Here is a 15,678-nt window from a genome sequence, read left to right as displayed (position 1 = left end):
CAAAAGCCAGCGCGCATAGTTGGGTGGGGCCACCTGATGGTGACCCCACCCAGCACTACTTGTGCGAGACCCTTGCGGGTCGGGCGTGTTTAGTACTTGCGCGTGGGGAGCGCTTTTGCCGCTGCCGCAGGCGAATCAAAGGTAATGCTCGGAACGACGATGGCGGAGTCAACCTTTTCGCCAGCTAAAACCTTCTTGACGACACCCAAGGCGGTCTCACCAAACAGCGGGTTGTATTCAGCTACAAAGCTGAGTTTGCCGTCGGACAGTGCCTGAAGAGCATTCTTGGTACCGTCAATCGTTGCGATTTTCACGTCAACTCCGGGAACCAGTCCAGCTTCTTCTACAGCTTGAACTGCGCCCAGTCCCATCTCGTCGTTCTGAGCGAACACGAGCTGGACGTTGTTGTTGTTGGACTTCAGAACTGTCTCGAAGACGCTCTTCGCTTCCTCAGTTGACCAGTTGGCTGTCTGAGCACCGAGCTTTTTAAACTTGTCCTTACCATCGAATACGGAGTTCCAGCCCTGGTTGCGCTCGTTCACACCAGAGACGCCAGCGGGACCCTCGATGGTGAAGTAGTTGGCGCCCTCCGGGAAAGCTCCGAGTGCCCAGTTGGCAACTGATTTGCTCACGGCGATGTTGTCAGGTGCAATTTTGCTGGTGTACAGGCTCGGGTCGTCTGGCGTGATTCCTCTGTCGAGAAGAATCACCGGAATACCAGCCTCCTTGGCGCGCTTGAGCGTCGCTTCCCAGCCCGAGCTCTCGGTGGCAGAGAACAGAATCACGTCGACACCCTCGTCGACGAACGACGTGAAAGCGTCGATCTGCGACTTCTGATCCAAGTTCGTCGCCGGTGCGTACTTGAGGTCGAATCCTGCCTCCTTCGTAAAGGTGTCCTGAATGTTCGCTTCGTTGGCCTTGCGCCACGCTCCCTCAGGGCCCACCGCCACGAAGCCGACTGTGATGAGCTTGCCGTTGGCAGCTGGCGCTGCACTGGACGAACTTGCGGCCGGGGCCGCACTCGAAGGCGCTGCACTCGACGAGCTGGCGGCTGGCGCTGCACTCGACGAGTTTGCCGCTGGCGCGTCACTGGACGAACAAGCCGAAAGCCCGACGGCCAGAGCGCCCACCGTCGCTAGACCGATCATTCGACCGAATCGCTTTCCTATGGACATGAATCTCCTCCTTGAGATATAGGGCAGCCATTGCGAGCCCTACATGTTGTCGCCACATGTTGTCGCCGATGTGGCGAGACGCTGTGTTGAAAAACACGCTGACTGCGTGTTGTTCGAAATGTTAGCGCGAACATTTGATTACCACAAGGGTTTTTTTCATGTCGAATTCAGGTGTCTTCGGTATCCCCCGCGATCATTTCGACGATCGTGTTCACGTTGACTCCGGGACCGTTGCTGACCTCGCCGATCTTCTGCCGATCCTTCATCACTACGATCCGATCACTCAAGCGCACGACTTCTTCGAGCTGGGAAGATACGAAAACCACCGCCACCCCCTCCCGCGCCAGTTGGGCAACGCGAGCTTGGAACTGCACCTTTGTGCTGACGTCGATACCGCGAGTTGGTTCATCAAGAATGAGGACGCGGGGTCGTGTAACCAGCCAGCGGGCGAGCAGTACTTTCTGTTGATTACCTCCGGACAGAAATTTCGCTGGCATGTCCGCATCGCCCGGAACGATGCCGAGAGATTCCATGTAGTCACCGACGAGCGCGTCGCCCTCCATCTTGGACAGTGGTCGTGACCAGCCGCGAACAGCCTGAAGTGCCAGCAGGATGTTCTTTCTGATGCTGAGATCTTCGATGATTCCGTCATCGCGTCGATTTTCACTCGAATAAGCAATTCGATGTGCGAGGGCAGCGGAAGGAGAAGGCAATGTGACGACCTGACCACGAAGTGTCACAGTTCCCGAATCGGATCGCTCCGCGCCCGCAAGAAGCCGGGCAAATTCGGTTCGTCCGGAGCCCCTCAGCCCTGCGAACCCGACAATTTCGCCCTGATGAATATCGATGTTCGTCGGAACGAGCACCCCTCGCCGACCGATACCCTCGGCGCGGTAGATCGCGGGCCCGGTGGGCTCCTCACGATGAGAGCGCCTCTCTGAGCCTATTGCTCGCAGTGTTGCGATGTCCTTCCCGATCATCGTGGAGATGAGTTCGGAGCGGTCAAGCTCTCTAGTGAGGAACTCACCCACCATCTCTCCATCGCGGAGGACGGTCATGCGATCGCTGATCGTGTAGACCTGCTCGAGGAAATGTGAGACGAAGAGGATGGCTACCCCTTGCGTACACAGCTTCCGAAGTACCGTGAAAAGTCTGGCTACTTCTCCATCGTCCAAACTCGAGGTTGGCTCGTCCAGAACAAGTACGCGAGGACGTGTGACCATCCCTCGACAAATGGCTACGAGCTGTCTCACCGCAATCGGAAGTGACGACAACCTCTGGCGTGGGTCCAAATCGTCAAGCGCCAGCTCCCCCAGAACCTCGGACGCCCGTTGATGAGTGGCTTTCCAGTTAATCCCCGCCCGCCCACGAATCTCGTGCCCGAGCATGACGTTCTCACCCACCGTCAGGTTTGAACAGAGGTACGTATCCTGATAGACGACCGCAATACCAGCCGCTTCCGCGTCAGCCGTCCCAGTCATGCGCTTACGGTCGCCGTCAATACGAATCTCGCCCTCGTCCAGCGAGTAAACGCCGGTGAGAGCTTTAATGAGCGTCGATTTACCGGCTCCGTTTTCGCCCATCAGAGCATGGACTTCGCCTGGAAACAACCGCAGGCTCGCCTGCTGAAGGGCTGGCGATCCCGCGAAGCTCACGCTGATCCCAGACATTTCTATGACCGCAGAAACCATACTTCTCACTCCTGCTTCACGAAAGGTGCCTGGGCTGGGCAGTGGACTGGCGAACGATAAGTTCAGTGGCAATTTTGGAGCGCTGTGGGATCTCGCGATTTTCAAGAGCGGCGCGGAGAACGTCCATCACCTTCGCGCCCAGAGCGCGAAAGTCCTGGCGAACGGTCGTCAATGGGGGTAAGAAGTGCCGCGAAGTTGGGAGGTCGTCGAAGCCTACGACACTCATATCTTTGGGAACACTGATTCCATTATCGTGCAGCCCATGGATGACGCCCAAGGCCATGTCGTCGTTTGCTGCAAAGATAGCGGTGTACTCCGGAACCTTAGTGATGGTCCTGGAGAAGTCGTACCCGAAGTCGGCTGTCCAATCGCCTATGACGATCGCTCGCTCCCGCATTCCCCATGACTTCACCCGAGCGTGAAATGCTCGCTCCCGCCCCCGCGCGTCAAGCCAGTCGAGGGGGCCCGCGATGTGCAGAATATCGCGATGACCCAAGCCTGCAAGGTGATCTACGACGAGATTGGTGCCCTGCTGCTGATCCGCAGAGACAGTGAGAAAAGTAGGGTCCTTATCAGACTTCACCACCAGCACGGGGACAGATACTGTGATCTGTCGCAGGGCGGCCACTGAAGAAGACCGCGGTGCCACCACACACAGAGCATCCACGCCCTGCGACGTCAGATGCGCAATTGCGTCCTGAGGGGACATATCGTTGTCCCGGACTGCTACGGATGTCACCGAGTAACCCACGGCCCTCGCGGCGGTCTCGATAGCGCGAACCATGTCGCTCTCGCCAAATTCGACCGCACTCTCGACGAGCACGCCGATTCGTTTGGTGCGCTGAGTGGCGAGGGAACGCGCCACCATGTTGGGGCGGTATCCCATTTGCTCGACGACATCAAGCACCCGCTGCCGGGTTTCCGGTTTAATTCCCGGATAGTCGTTCATGACGCGCGAAACCGTCATGTGCGACACACCCGCCACCAACGCTACTTCTTTGATGCTCGGATCACGGCGTGCACTTGAACTCACGTCGACTCCAACCGCGATAGGTGACCCCAAGTATAACGACTTGGACAGAGATCCGATCCCGTTTCACGGCGGGGCGCCGGCGCCGAAATCACCCTATGCTTTCGACTTCCGGCCCTCGTCCATACTCCAGTCGATGCATCAGCGCCATAGTCGTAGCGCCATAGTCGTTTCGCGGCGCGCTCGGCTGTCGCATGAGAACACGGTCCAGACCTTTGCCGCGGCCAAACTCCCGCCGTGGGCGCAGGGCGAGTGATCTATTCCGGGGTCTAACTCTCGTAGCGGTGAAGGTACAGAACTGGGGACGTAAAATTCTTCCATTGTAAGAAAATCCGCTAACATCGCTCGAAGAGCCGCAGCATCCATGCGCGGAGAACAGGAGCCAACCGTGTCAGCCCCATCCGTCCAGCTATTTTCCGTACGAAGTGCGATCGATGACGACCTACAGGGAACGGTCGCTCGCCTTGCCGACATCGGATTCCGCCACGTCGAACCTTACGGATTTCAGCACCGCGTTCCCGAGTACCGGCAGGCTTTCGCAGATTGCGGCATCAGCGCGCCCACTGGTCACGCTGCGCTCGTCGCGGCATCAGAACCGGAAAGAATATTCGAGGCAGCACTTGAGTTGGGCATTTCTACTGTGATCGAGCCCCACGTGCCGGCGTCTCTATGGAAGAGCCTTGAGGATGTCAAAGTCACGGCGGACCGTCTTAACTCCCTGTCCGCCAAAGCGACTGAACACGGTTTGAACGTCGGTTACCACAACCATCAGTGGGAGTTTGCAAACCAGATAGAAGGCCGTCCCGCTTATGAGGTCTTTGTCCAACACCTAGCGCCCGAGGTTTTGCTCGAGGTTGACCTGTTTTGGTTGACAGTAGGAGGCGGGAGCGGAATGGACATTCTTCGTTCCCTCGGTTCACAAGTCACCGCGCTGCACGTCAAGGATGGGAATGTGACGGGAGACATTCGGGATGTTTTGCCCCGCAGCGAACAGCAATCGCTTGATCCGGCTCGTTTCCAGGCGGCGCTCGAGCGACAGACTCCTGCAGGTCAAGGAGAGGTCGCCCTGCCCGACCTTCTGGCTGCGGCCCCGCGCGCGCTGAGAGTGATCGAGTTTGACGCCTTCGCTGGTGATGTCTTCGACGGTATCGCCCAATCATTCGTCTGGTTGAGCGATAACGACACTGAGGTCTCAGCATGAGCCCTGTGGACAATGCACCGGTCGGAGTCGGGATCATTGGAGCGGGCGTGATCTCGACGCAATATCTCACGAATCTTCAGCGCTTCCCGGACGTCGAAGTCCGTTTCATCGCTGATATCGACCTTGAGCGCGCGGCAGAGCAGGCGGCAGCACACGGTGTTCCAGAATCGGGCCGGGTTGAAGAGCTTCTGGCTAGGACAGACGTCGACGTCGTAGTCAATCTCACCATCCCTTCCGCGCATGCCGAGATAACCCAACTCATCCTCGAGGCAGGGAAGCATGTATGGGTCGAAAAGCCCATCGCGACGACTACCGAAGCTGCGAAACTGCTTCTCAGCACTGCAACCGCCGCAGGATTGCGAGTTGCATGCGCGCCCGACACAGTGTTGGGGGCCGGTCTGCAAACGGCATTTCGGGCGATCGCACGTGGCGACATCGGCGAACCACTCACGGCCATCACAACGTTCCACGTGCCGGGTCCGGATCGCTGGCACCCGAACCCTGACTTCCTATTTGCTGACGGCGCTGGACCGCTCCTCGACATGGGGCCGTACTACCTCACCGCCCTGATTCATGTGTTCGGGTCAGCAACTCGGGTACACGCGACCTCGTCGCAATCCCAGTCCTCTCGCATCATCGGCACCGGGCCGCGAGCAGGCGACAGTTTTCCGGTTCTCGTCCCGACACACCATTCAGCGCTGATTGAGTTCACTGGCGGCAGATCAGCGCAGTCCACCTTCTCTTTCCAACATGCGCGCCGGAAGGCGGGCCATATCGAGGTCAACGGTACAAATGGCACATTGACGCTTCCTGATCCGAACCTGTTTGACGGAGAAAGTTTGCTATGGAGTTATGGTCGCGACGAACCACTCGTCATTCCAGCGCAAGGCGCCAGCGGTGGCAGGGGTACCGGGGTGGTAGATCTCGTCCGCTCCATTCGTGCTGGCGTCGCCGAAAGAGCTTCCGGCGCGCTCGCGGCGCATGTCTTAGAGATCATGACTGGGATCAGCGATGCGGCACATTCTGGTTCGGCTGTGGAAATCACATCTAGCGCTGCCGCCGTCCCGCTACTTCCGCTGGACTTCGACCCCACGCAAGCTGTCTCTTAGTCTCTCGGCGAAGGGAGCGCGTGGACTCGGGAAGGTTTTCTGCCGGCGTCCACGCGCACCATTTCGGATTCTGCACTTTGAACCGGCGCGGTATGAGACTGCGTGCATCTGCCCTGAATGCACTAACCGGCTTCAGCTAGCTTGCGCTGACGGGCTTAATAGATGCTCCAGGATACTGAGTGACCTGCGAGTGTCGACCGCCTCCGGATCGAGTAATTGCTGTAGCTGGAGACCATCGGACGCTGCCGCAATGAGTGCCGCGACGTCATGCGGATCTAGCGTGTTCGCAACCAAGCCAAGACGTTGCCCCTCACGAACCCGTTCCGCGAGTTGAGATCGGACCCGAACGAATCTGCGCTGAATGAATTCGCGCGTCACAGGGTGGTTGTCTCGCTGCAACGCGTCGGTAGACAGGGTTGCGTACAGTGCCACCAGACCTGGAATAGCAGCATTCTGCGCAGCACGCCGATCCATCGCCGAGACTGCGGAAAGTTTCAGCGGGATGGGTTCCGACCGGAATGCAGCCTCGTGGGTCCGATAGATTTCCACTAGCAGCTGGTCGCGCGTGGCAAAGTAATACCGCAAGGCCGCATGGGAAACACCAATCTCCTCGCCGATCTCGCGGAGCGAACTTCCTACGCTCCGCCTAGCAAAAAGCGCGATCGCTCGTTCGATTATCTCGATGCGTCGCTGTTCACCTTTGCGTCCGTACGAAGTCTGCTTGGTGTGCGTTTCGGGCGCCATCCCACGATTGTAGGCGTCACGGTCCTACAGGACCTGGAACTGACTTTCGATTTGCCCCCAGAAATACGAAGAAGACAGTCGCGCCGGATTGTCGCGCCTTCCACGCGTGGACGGCGCCACTGTTGACATAAATGTCACCTGCCCGGAGGGTTACCACCGTTCCGTCGCTCGCTTCGAGGTCTACCTCGCCCTCTGCGACGAATCCCAGGTCGACGGTGTCTGTTCGATGCATAGCCGGATGCGGACCAACAGCGGTCATTGCCACATCAACAGCAGAGAGCATGTCGATCACCCTGTCGTGGTCGGCTTGGTGCTCTGGGGTTACCGGAGCTTCGTCGAGATAGATGTCGGCTTCAGGAAATCTAGCGACCATGACGCGGGCTCCGCCTGGCAGCGGAAAATGGCTCAAGGGCGTGTAGACCTCCTTGGAGTGCCACGGCAGCTCAATAGGCGCATCCCATCCCCAGGCGTTCCACCATCGCTGCGTTGGTCCCATTAGAAACGGCTTCACGGGGGTGACCTGCACGAATTCCGATTCGTCAGGTTTCGACTCCCCCAGCACAATCACCCGCACATTATCGATAGTCACAACGGGTCCCTCCCCTTCCTCTACCTCGCCCCGCCGCGCGGCGGCGGCTGGCGGTACCTTATGAACGTGACCTATCAGACGCGCACTCCGGGCTCGCAGGCTTCACTTCGTGAAGCCAATCGGCGCAGGATTGTGGAAGCATTACACAAACACGGCGGGCTCAGCAAAGCCGAATTGGCGGGAGCATCGGGTTTGTCAGCGGGCACCGTTCACAACATCGTAAAAGAGCTCTCTTCGGCTGGCATCCTCCACACGGTCGACGCGACGCAGAGCGGTCGACGAGCTGTGTTCGTAACGCTGGCTAGGGAACTCGGGCTGGTTGCGGGAATCCACATCTCACGGAGGCACCTTCGAATCGTTCTGTCGGACGTCGCCAAGACCGTCATCGCCGAGCATGAGATGCCTCTCGGAAAGGACCACCGCGCTGACAACGAGTTGCGGAAGAGCCTGCTCCTTATCGCAGACATGCTCGACGCTGTCGGTGCATCCTCAGACGAACTGCTCGGCGTCGGGGTCGCAATCAACGCGCCAGTGGAAAGACACTCGGGAACTGTCATGGCGCACGGTGAACTCCGTGGCTGGGAACGCGTCCCCATCGCAGAAATACTGCAAAGAGGACTCGGAAAGCCCGCGTGGGTCGCGAATGCCAGCAATCTTGCAGCGCTCGCAGAGCTACGAATGGGAGCGCTGCGAGGCACTGAGCATGGCATCTTTATCGACATCAACGAGGGGGTAGGCGCTGGCCTCATTATTGACGGCCGCTTGTTCATCGGTAATTCCGGCACCGCTGGCGAATTCGGACATATGACGATCCGGGAGAACGGGCCAAAGTGCTCGTGTGGCAGCAGAGGTTGTCTCGACGCGGTGGCCGGCGGAGGCGCGGTGCTCGAACGGCTCAAGGATACCTATCGGAACCTCAAGCTCAGCGACCTACTGGCGAGGGCGATGGCAGGTGATGACGCTTGCATCCGAGCGATAGCCGAGGCAGGAAGCAGTATCGGAGTCGCGGCAGTGACCATGTGCATGCTCATCAACCCGGCACGCATCGTCATTGGCGGAGAGATGAGCCGCGCCGGGGAACTGTTGCTTGGTCCGATCAGACGCGAGGTCGAGACATCATTCCTGGCTGGCGAGGGATCAACCCCCGAAATCATCCAGGCACAGGTCGGAATTCGAGCGGGAGTACTTGGGTCCATACTGCTAGCTATTGACCACATCGAAATAGCCCGGAGCGCACTGCGACTTTAGAAAATCATTGGTTTCAATACTTGACGCCAAGAGTGAGGAATGTCATGCTCGCCTCAGTCACCAACGACGGTGGCTCCAAGGGAGGCTTGCATGAGAACACCTACGAAGAGAGCCATAGCGGCAATGTGCGCGCTAGGCCTTGCGACCGCCGTACTCACCGCATGCGGCAGTAGCGGCGATTCTGGCAAGAGCAGCAGCATAGGCAGCGGAGCTTCCAGCGAGGCGGCCAGCACGGCTGCGGCAAAAATCGGCTTCATTCTTCCGGAATCCCTGACCGCCCGCTACGAGAAAGCCGATCGCCCACTTTTCACAGCGAAGGTCAAAGAAATTTGCAGCGGCTGCGAGGTGCTGTACGCGAACTCCGATGGCGATGCTGCCAAGCAGCAACAGCAGGCCGAGTCCATGCTCACCCAAGGCATCAACGTGTTGGTCATGTCTGCTGTCGACACCCAAGCTGCTTCAGCCATCGTGGCGAGCGCCAAGGCTAAGAATGTTCCCGTGATTGCCTACGACAGATTCATCAACAGCCCAGACCTCGAATATTTCATCTCCTTCGACAACCAGCAGATCGGAAAGATTCAGGCCGAATCTCTCATTGAAGAGATGAAGGCACGAGGTGTGAAACCTGGCGATGGCGGCATCCTCATGCTCAACGGTGCACCAGACGACAGCGCGAAAGCCTTCAAGGTCGGTGCTCAGGCGGTTCTAGACGCCAGCGGCTATAAGATTTTGGCCACGTATGACACCCCGGGTTGGGACCCTGCGAAGGCTCAGGACTGGGTAACCGGCCAGATCACTCAGTTCGGCGCCGAAATCAAGGGCATCTATTCCATGAACGACGGCATGACCGGAGGTGCCATTGCCGCACTTAAGGGTGCTGGCGTCACGGATCTTCCACCGATCACGGGTCAGGACGCCGAGAATGCTGCGCTCCAGAGGATTCTCGCGGGAGAACAATTCATGACGATCTACCGTGCGGTAAGGGTCGAAGCAGAGCGCGCTGCCGGCTTGGCAATTGATCTCACCAATGGCAAAAAACAGAAAGCGGACGCCACACTGAAGACAAGCGATGGCGACGACACACCTTCAATCGTGCTCGCACCAGTGAAGGTCACAGCCAACAATATTCAGGACACAGTCGTCAGTGACGGGTTCTCTGCTGCCACCGACATCTGCACCAGCGCTTACGCGGAGGCTTGCGCAAAGTGGGGCGTCAAGTAACAACGGCGGGTCTCATTCCAACTAGCTGAACGGTAAATATGTGAACACTGACCCGGAGTTCAAGGAAACTCGCGAAGACCCTCTGGAACCTGTGCTGAGGCTAAGGAACGTTTCGAAGAGTTTCGGGGCGGTGCGCGCACTCTCGGGGATTAATTTCGACGTCTACCCCGGCGAGGTGGTAGCCGTCGTCGGTGACAACGGCGCGGGAAAGTCCACGCTCGTTAAAATATTGGCCGGCGTTCATGGCCCCGACGCCGGCACGATTCTCCTTGACGGCGCAGAAGTCACAATAGGGTCGCCAGCAGCCTCTCGCTCGCTGGGGATCGCATCAGTGTTTCAGGATCTCGCGCTTTGCGACAACCTCGACGTGGTGTCAAACCTGTTTCTGGGCCGCGAAATAGCAAATTTTACGCTGGATGAGGAGGCGATGGAGCAGCGGGCCTGGGAACTACTCCGACAGTTGTCGGCGAAGATCCCGTCAGTTCGGATCGCCGTCGCCTCCCTCTCTGGCGGCCAGCGGCAAACAGTTGCCATCGCACGGTCGTTGATCGGCGATCCTCGCGTCGTCATACTCGATGAACCGACAGCGGCGCTCGGAGTCGCACAAACAGCCGAGGTCCTCAACCTTATTGAGCGTCTTCGCGAGCGCGGCCTCGGGGTGGTGCTGATCAGTCACAGCATGGCCGATGTTCAGGCCGTTGCCGATCGCGTCGTCGTACTGAGGCTAGGCAAGAACAATGGCGATTTTCGAGTCCCAGATGTGAGTTATGAGGAAATAATCTCCGCCATCACCGGTGCGAGCGACAACGTGGTGACCCGGCGCGCACGCGCAACAACACAGAAGGAAACTGCGGAATGACGAAACTGCCAGCAGACACTCCTACCGACCTGCTCGACGAGCGACTCACGCGCTACGTTGGCTTCGGCGGTGCCGTCAGGTCGCTCCAGAGTCGGGTTCGCGGCGGCGACTTGGGATCGATGCCCGTCGTCATAGGACTGGCCGTTGTGTGGATTGTCTTCCAGATGCTGAATCCGAATTTTCTCTCCGCTGACAACCTTGTCAACCTGACCATGCAATGCGCAGCCGTCGGCACAATCGCCATCGGCGTCGTCCTCGTCCTTCTGTTGGGCCAGATCGATCTCTCCGTGGGTTCCGTCAGTGGCCTATCGTCCGCAATCCTTGGCGTCGGCATGGTGCAACTCCACTGGCCGGTTCTCCTTGCCGTAGTGGTAGCTATTCTTGCCGGAGCAGCCATCGGCCTGATGTACGGGTTGCTCTTCAGTCGCTTTGGAGTGCCGAGTTTTGTGATCACCCTGGCGGGTTTGCTTGGCTTTCTAGGTCTGCAGCTGAAGATACTCGGACCCAACGGCTCGATTAACCTTCCTTACGAATCATGGATCGTCCAATTCGCGCAAACGGCATTCCTTCCTTCGTGGCTTGCCTACGCGCTAGCTGCGATCGCGTCGATCGGATTTTTTGTGACTCACTCGAGGAGGGCCGAACGGCGGCGGAGGGGCGGCCTGAGCACGGGATCGATTCCCGCTATCGTGCTGAAGGCTTCTGGCCTGTTCCTATTCCTCACAGCGACGGTGTGGTACCTCGAAACCGGACGCGGCGTGGGAGCAATGTTTCTGCTCTTTCTAGTTCTTGTTGTAGTGATGAACTTTGCTCTGACCCGCACGGTCTGGGGCAAATCCGTCTTTGCGGTGGGCGGTTCAGTTGAAGCGGCGCGGCGCTCGGGTATCCGCGTTGTCCGGGTATACGTTAGCGTGTTCGTCCTCTGCTCAACATTTGCGGCGCTCGGCGGGCTGCTCGCCGCAGCGCGTCTGACGTCGGCGAGTCTGTCGAGTGGGACGGGCGATGTCAACCTGAACGCGATCGCTGCGGCGGTGATTGGCGGGACCAGCCTTTTCGGCGGTCGAGGCAGCGCGTGGGCTGCACTGCTCGGAATCGTCGTTATTCAGTCAATCTCCAGTGGCCTCACTCTCCTCAACTTCGATTCGTCGGTCCGTTATATGATCACAGGCGCCGTACTTCTGTTCGCCGTCATTATAGATTCGATTTCACGACGATCTCGCGCCCGTCATGGAACCACATGATGGACCGATTCGAAGGCGATTACGATGCGCTGCCTACCGGCCCAGGAGATTCAACGCTCTGCAGGCGCCGACATCAGCAATGAAATGGGCCTCTCAAACCGTCTGTAGTCGTTGCGGCGGCTTTCTCGACGGCCACAATGGTGGCCGAACGCGACACCGGAGCACACGGTCGCCTCCGCGAGGCCAACTCACAAGTCAGTTCCCGGTCCAAGGCGATCTTGCGGGCTGTTTAGGCCAGCACAACAGCTCAGGCCCACGACACCAAGTTCTTCGCGAGGATGTCCACGAGCAAAGGCGGGTAGAAACGGTCGGAGCACCTTCCCTCCTTCCCGGCAAAACCCCCGCCATTCAATTCGATGAAGTATCGAGGCTAGTTGTGACGTGGACGCCGTCCACGGCTGTACGGCACCCTACATAGGGGCAATTCGCGTATTGCGCCCCTATGTACTACTGCGAAGTACGTCCCGCGAACTTGCTCATTTCGCTTCAGCGGTCGGGTATCACCAAGGCCGGACGCTGGCGGAAGGATCTGCTGCGTTTGATCTCCCATAGTTCCCGGAGGATGGCCATCTCGGCTTCCCCCATATCCTGAATACTGACGTCGTCTCCGAAGCAGCCGTTGCTCGTGCTGATCGGTGCGTCGTAGGCCAGAACAGCCCAGCGGGTGTTCTCGATCGCGCTTGAAGGAGCCCATAAGCAGCTCCACACAGTGTTGCGCCATGCCGGAAACCGGGCGGCTTCGTGCGCCTGCGCGTGGTTCCAAGCATCGTGGTAGATCCCATCCGCGTACAGGCTGTAGGGATATGCCTGGCCGAGCAGTGATTGAGTACCGAGATGATCCGCGCTAAGCAACGCAATATCGGCGCGATGGGCGTGGCATAGATCCGCTATAGATTTGATCAGCGTTGCTTGGGCCAAATCTGCATACCCCGGTGCACTCGTCGGCCCGAGCTGGCCGTATCCAATGTAATAGGCCTCGTCTATGACGAGAGCATCGATGAGATCGCCCACCTTCGCGAGTACGGCTTTTGTCAGCCCCAGGTAGCGCTGGCGGACATCTGGGTGGAGGGGATTGGCCAGGTAGGTATCAGAAACGACGTCCGGCCCGATCCAGAGCGGCACGTTCGCACTCTCAAGCCCATCGCCGAGTACAGCGTGCTCGGCCGGGGAACCGACGTCGATCAGGCCGGTGATGAGGTAGAAAGCAACGCGGAAACCGCGGTCCTTCGCGTACGCGATTCGGCGGGCAATCTCGGCCCAGTCCATGGGCAACGGCCGGTAATCGGCCAGGTTGCGGAACGTATAACTAGTCGGTTGATTGCCAGCTTCGGGTGTGCCTTCTCGCTCAAGCAAGCGGGGGTCGGCGATGTGTGAGAACACGGTCCACGAATCGTCGAGCATTCCGGTGTCCCGGTCGTAGCTGTACCTCCCGCAGCTGTCGTACCAGGCATGCAGCGTGAACGCTATTTTGTGCCTATCCTCCGGCGACACGATCTCACACATCGAGTCGATGTCCGCGAACCAGCCGTGACCGTTCTTTGACATGAAATCGTAGTGCTGCCAATCGATATCGTGCAGCCAGACCGGGCCTGCCGGGACATCCGGTGTCGCCATCTCGAACCACACCATCAGCGCATCTTCGATCGTCTCGGCGCGTTGGGCAAAGACCCTGCGCTCCATCAGGCGGTGCGGTCCCGCTTCGCTTCGATACGTCCAGGTGACGCGAACGGCGGATGCGCTCAGGTCGAGACTCACAAAGGTAGTAAATCCGGGATCGGTGCCGATCACCAGGTACCCGACCGCGTCCTCGAGAATGAGCGCCGGAATACCGAGGCGCTCACCGCTGCGGGGTATCGAGTTCCAACCCGGTCCTCGGAACTCGAAGGTGCTCCGATCCGGATTTGAGGTCTCCTCCAAGATTCCCTCATACCGTGGCCACAGGGCGCGGGATGGAGGCTCATCGAGTCGGATTGTGGCGGTAAGGAGGAGATCCGATCGCCAAGTCAGATCACTCTCAACGAGCGTGCACAGCAGACCCGCTTTTTCGCTGACGCAGATAGTGCCATCAGCAGGCGAGAACTCAATAGCCGAATCGCGGGCTTCAATGGGCACCGCAGGGTGGTCACCGAACTGGTAGGAGACTTCGAACTCCATTATTTCCCTTTTTTTCCGTCTGGAATTTTAATTTCTATTGAAGCAGGCTTCGGGGACTCCAGGTAAGGCCGATGGCGGATAGATCCGGCGCACTCATAACGCGGCCCCCTTCTACTCTTGCGCAGCGTTGGACCGCGCGGGCGGAGATCGGGGGCAGAGACCCCGGCGGTGATGGGGCCCCGCGGACGACGGAGTCACAGCGCGCTTAATGGACCCGGGGGAAAATTTAACGCCGGCCCGTGAAGTGATCCATCGTCTGGTTGATTCCGAAGAAGTCCACCACACGATCGAAGGCCCGCACCGGCAGCAGGCGAGTGGCTGGCATGATGCGGGCCAGTCGCGGCAGGATCAGCTGCTGGCTACCGGATTCAATGGCGTCAAGGACACGGCGGGCGACGTCGTTCTCGTCAAGGAGGGGCAACAAGCGAGGAAACTTTGTGGTGACGCCGTCGAACATGCCCGTGTTGATGTAATAGGGGGCGAATATCAACGTGGAAACGTTACTTCCGCGGGCGCGGAGTTCGTTGCGCAGCGACTCGGTGAAGCCGAACGCGGCGAATTTACTGGCGGAGTAGTCGGTCTGTTTGGCTACCCCCACGAGGCCGGCAGCGGAGGCAACGGTGACGATAACCCCGCGGTCGCGGTCGCGCATAGCCGGCAGGAACGCTCGCGTGGTCCAGTACAGGGCAAGGGTGTTCACATCGAAGGTACGGATGATGTCCTCATCAGTGGCCTCCAGCAGGTCAGCGCCGGTAACGATGCCAGCATTGTTGATAAGCACATCAACCGGAAGGATCGACTTCGCGGCTTCGGCGACCCCGGCACGGTCGGCGACGTTGACGATCCCGACGGAAGCCACGCCACCGGCCGTCTGGATCTCGCCCTTCACGGCCTCAGCGCGTTCGGATGAGAGATCCCAGAGGATGACTTCGCTTGCGCCCCGGCGGGCCGCTTCAAGCGCCATCTGCCGACCGATACCACTACCAGCACCGGTGATTAAGACCCTGGCTCCGCGCAATGCGAGCCCACGAGTGTTCTTCCTGCTCATCACTATCCCCTATCCCGTCGGTATAGCTATTTTTGGTCAGAGCCCCAGTCTCGACTAGTTGCCAGCTCGCCGCTCTCGTCGCCACCGGACTGCCATGGCGCCATTGATCACTGAGGTCTCCGCAAGCAATAGTGCGCCCTTCGAAGTCGCGACAGAATCCAAAAACGACAACACAAGCTATTCCGAAGACCAGCGATAGAACCGCAAGAAGCACTATCCAGCGCCATGTTTGGGATCAGTGAGCGTTCGAACCACCTTCAATCTTCAATCCATCAGCGCCCATAAAAAAGGACCGCCCACCTGTTCGGTGGACGGTCCTGAAGCCGTTGTCGGGATGACAGTGTCTTGGTTCAGGACATCGGAATGGG

General features: G+C 58.9%; 13 protein-coding genes. 6 read left to right on the top strand and 7 right to left on the bottom strand.

The annotated features are described in order from the left end of the window. Positions 1-89: 89 nt before the first annotated feature. The 3 genes from EH165_RS05005 to EH165_RS04995 form a co-directional block, all read right to left on the bottom strand. Positions 90-1,175, bottom strand: coding sequence for an ABC transporter substrate-binding protein (locus EH165_RS05005; protein ID WP_124798293.1), 1,086 nt, complete (start codon positions 1,173-1,175; stop codon positions 90-92). A gap of 167 nt (positions 1,176-1,342) precedes the next feature. After that, positions 1,343-2,866 (bottom strand): sugar ABC transporter ATP-binding protein, encoded by a 1,524-nt coding sequence (locus EH165_RS05000; RefSeq protein ID WP_124798292.1) that lies wholly within the window; start codon positions 2,864-2,866, stop codon positions 1,343-1,345. A 16-nt stretch (positions 2,867-2,882) separates the two neighbouring features. Beyond that, positions 2,883-3,899 carry a LacI family DNA-binding transcriptional regulator gene (locus tag EH165_RS04995; RefSeq protein ID WP_206426116.1) on the bottom strand — a complete coding sequence of 339 codons (1,017 nt, stop codon included), beginning with the start codon at positions 3,897-3,899 and terminating at the stop codon, positions 2,883-2,885. Positions 3,900-4,284: 385 nt separating this feature from the next. Here EH165_RS04995 and EH165_RS04990 point away from each other — a divergent pair, with 385 nt between their 5' ends. Both EH165_RS04990 and EH165_RS04985 read left to right on the top strand, forming a co-directional pair. Continuing rightward, entirely contained in the window at positions 4,285-5,097 is an 813-nt protein-coding gene (locus EH165_RS04990; protein ID WP_206426115.1) for a sugar phosphate isomerase/epimerase family protein, read from the top strand. After that, positions 5,094-6,206 carry a Gfo/Idh/MocA family protein gene (locus tag EH165_RS04985; RefSeq protein ID WP_124798290.1) on the top strand — a complete coding sequence of 371 codons (1,113 nt, stop codon included), beginning with the start codon at positions 5,094-5,096 and terminating at the stop codon, positions 6,204-6,206. Before EH165_RS04990 ends, EH165_RS04985 begins: the two co-directional genes overlap by 4 nt. Positions 6,207-6,338: 132 nt before the next feature. Here the strand turns inward: EH165_RS04985 and EH165_RS04980 are convergent, their stop codons facing one another. Continuing rightward, positions 6,339-6,950, bottom strand: coding sequence for a TetR/AcrR family transcriptional regulator (locus EH165_RS04980; RefSeq protein WP_124798289.1), 612 nt, complete (start codon positions 6,948-6,950; stop codon positions 6,339-6,341). Positions 6,951-6,966: 16 nt separating this feature from the next. Continuing rightward, positions 6,967-7,539, bottom strand: coding sequence for a cupin domain-containing protein (locus EH165_RS04975; RefSeq protein ID WP_124798288.1), 573 nt, complete (start codon positions 7,537-7,539; stop codon positions 6,967-6,969). Positions 7,540-7,605: 66 nt separating this feature from the next. Here EH165_RS04975 and EH165_RS04970 point away from each other — a divergent pair, with 66 nt between their 5' ends. From EH165_RS04970 to EH165_RS04955, 4 genes are all read left to right on the top strand, one after another. After that, positions 7,606-8,787, top strand: a complete 1,182-nt coding sequence (locus EH165_RS04970; protein WP_124798287.1) for an ROK family transcriptional regulator — start codon at positions 7,606-7,608, stop codon at positions 8,785-8,787. 90 nt (positions 8,788-8,877) lie between these two features. Then, entirely contained in the window at positions 8,878-10,008 is a 1,131-nt protein-coding gene (locus tag EH165_RS04965; protein WP_124798286.1) for a substrate-binding domain-containing protein, read from the top strand. A gap of 40 nt (positions 10,009-10,048) precedes the next feature. Further along, entirely contained in the window at positions 10,049-10,867 is an 819-nt protein-coding gene (locus tag EH165_RS04960) for an ATP-binding cassette domain-containing protein (RefSeq protein WP_124798285.1), read from the top strand. Beyond that, positions 10,864-12,108, top strand: a complete 1,245-nt coding sequence (locus EH165_RS04955) for a sugar ABC transporter permease (protein WP_124798284.1) — start codon at positions 10,864-10,866, stop codon at positions 12,106-12,108. The genes EH165_RS04960 and EH165_RS04955 overlap by 4 nt, the downstream gene beginning before the upstream one ends. A gap of 486 nt (positions 12,109-12,594) precedes the next feature. Here the strand turns inward: EH165_RS04955 and EH165_RS04950 are convergent, their stop codons facing one another. After that, on the bottom strand, positions 12,595-14,262 hold the full coding sequence (locus tag EH165_RS04950) for a hypothetical protein (RefSeq protein ID WP_124798283.1): 1,668 nt from the start codon (positions 14,260-14,262) through the stop codon (positions 12,595-12,597). A gap of 226 nt (positions 14,263-14,488) precedes the next feature. Then, on the bottom strand, positions 14,489-15,310 hold the full coding sequence (locus EH165_RS04945) for an SDR family oxidoreductase (RefSeq protein WP_124798282.1): 822 nt from the start codon (positions 15,308-15,310) through the stop codon (positions 14,489-14,491). Between the last annotated feature and the right edge of the window lie 368 nt (positions 15,311-15,678).

It is taken from the genome of Nakamurella antarctica, from assembly GCF_003860405.1.
Classification (GTDB): Bacteria; Actinomycetota; Actinomycetes; order Mycobacteriales; family Nakamurellaceae; genus Nakamurella; species Nakamurella antarctica.
Note: the sequence above shows the minus strand (reverse complement) of the source record. Positions and strands in the feature narration are given on the sequence as shown.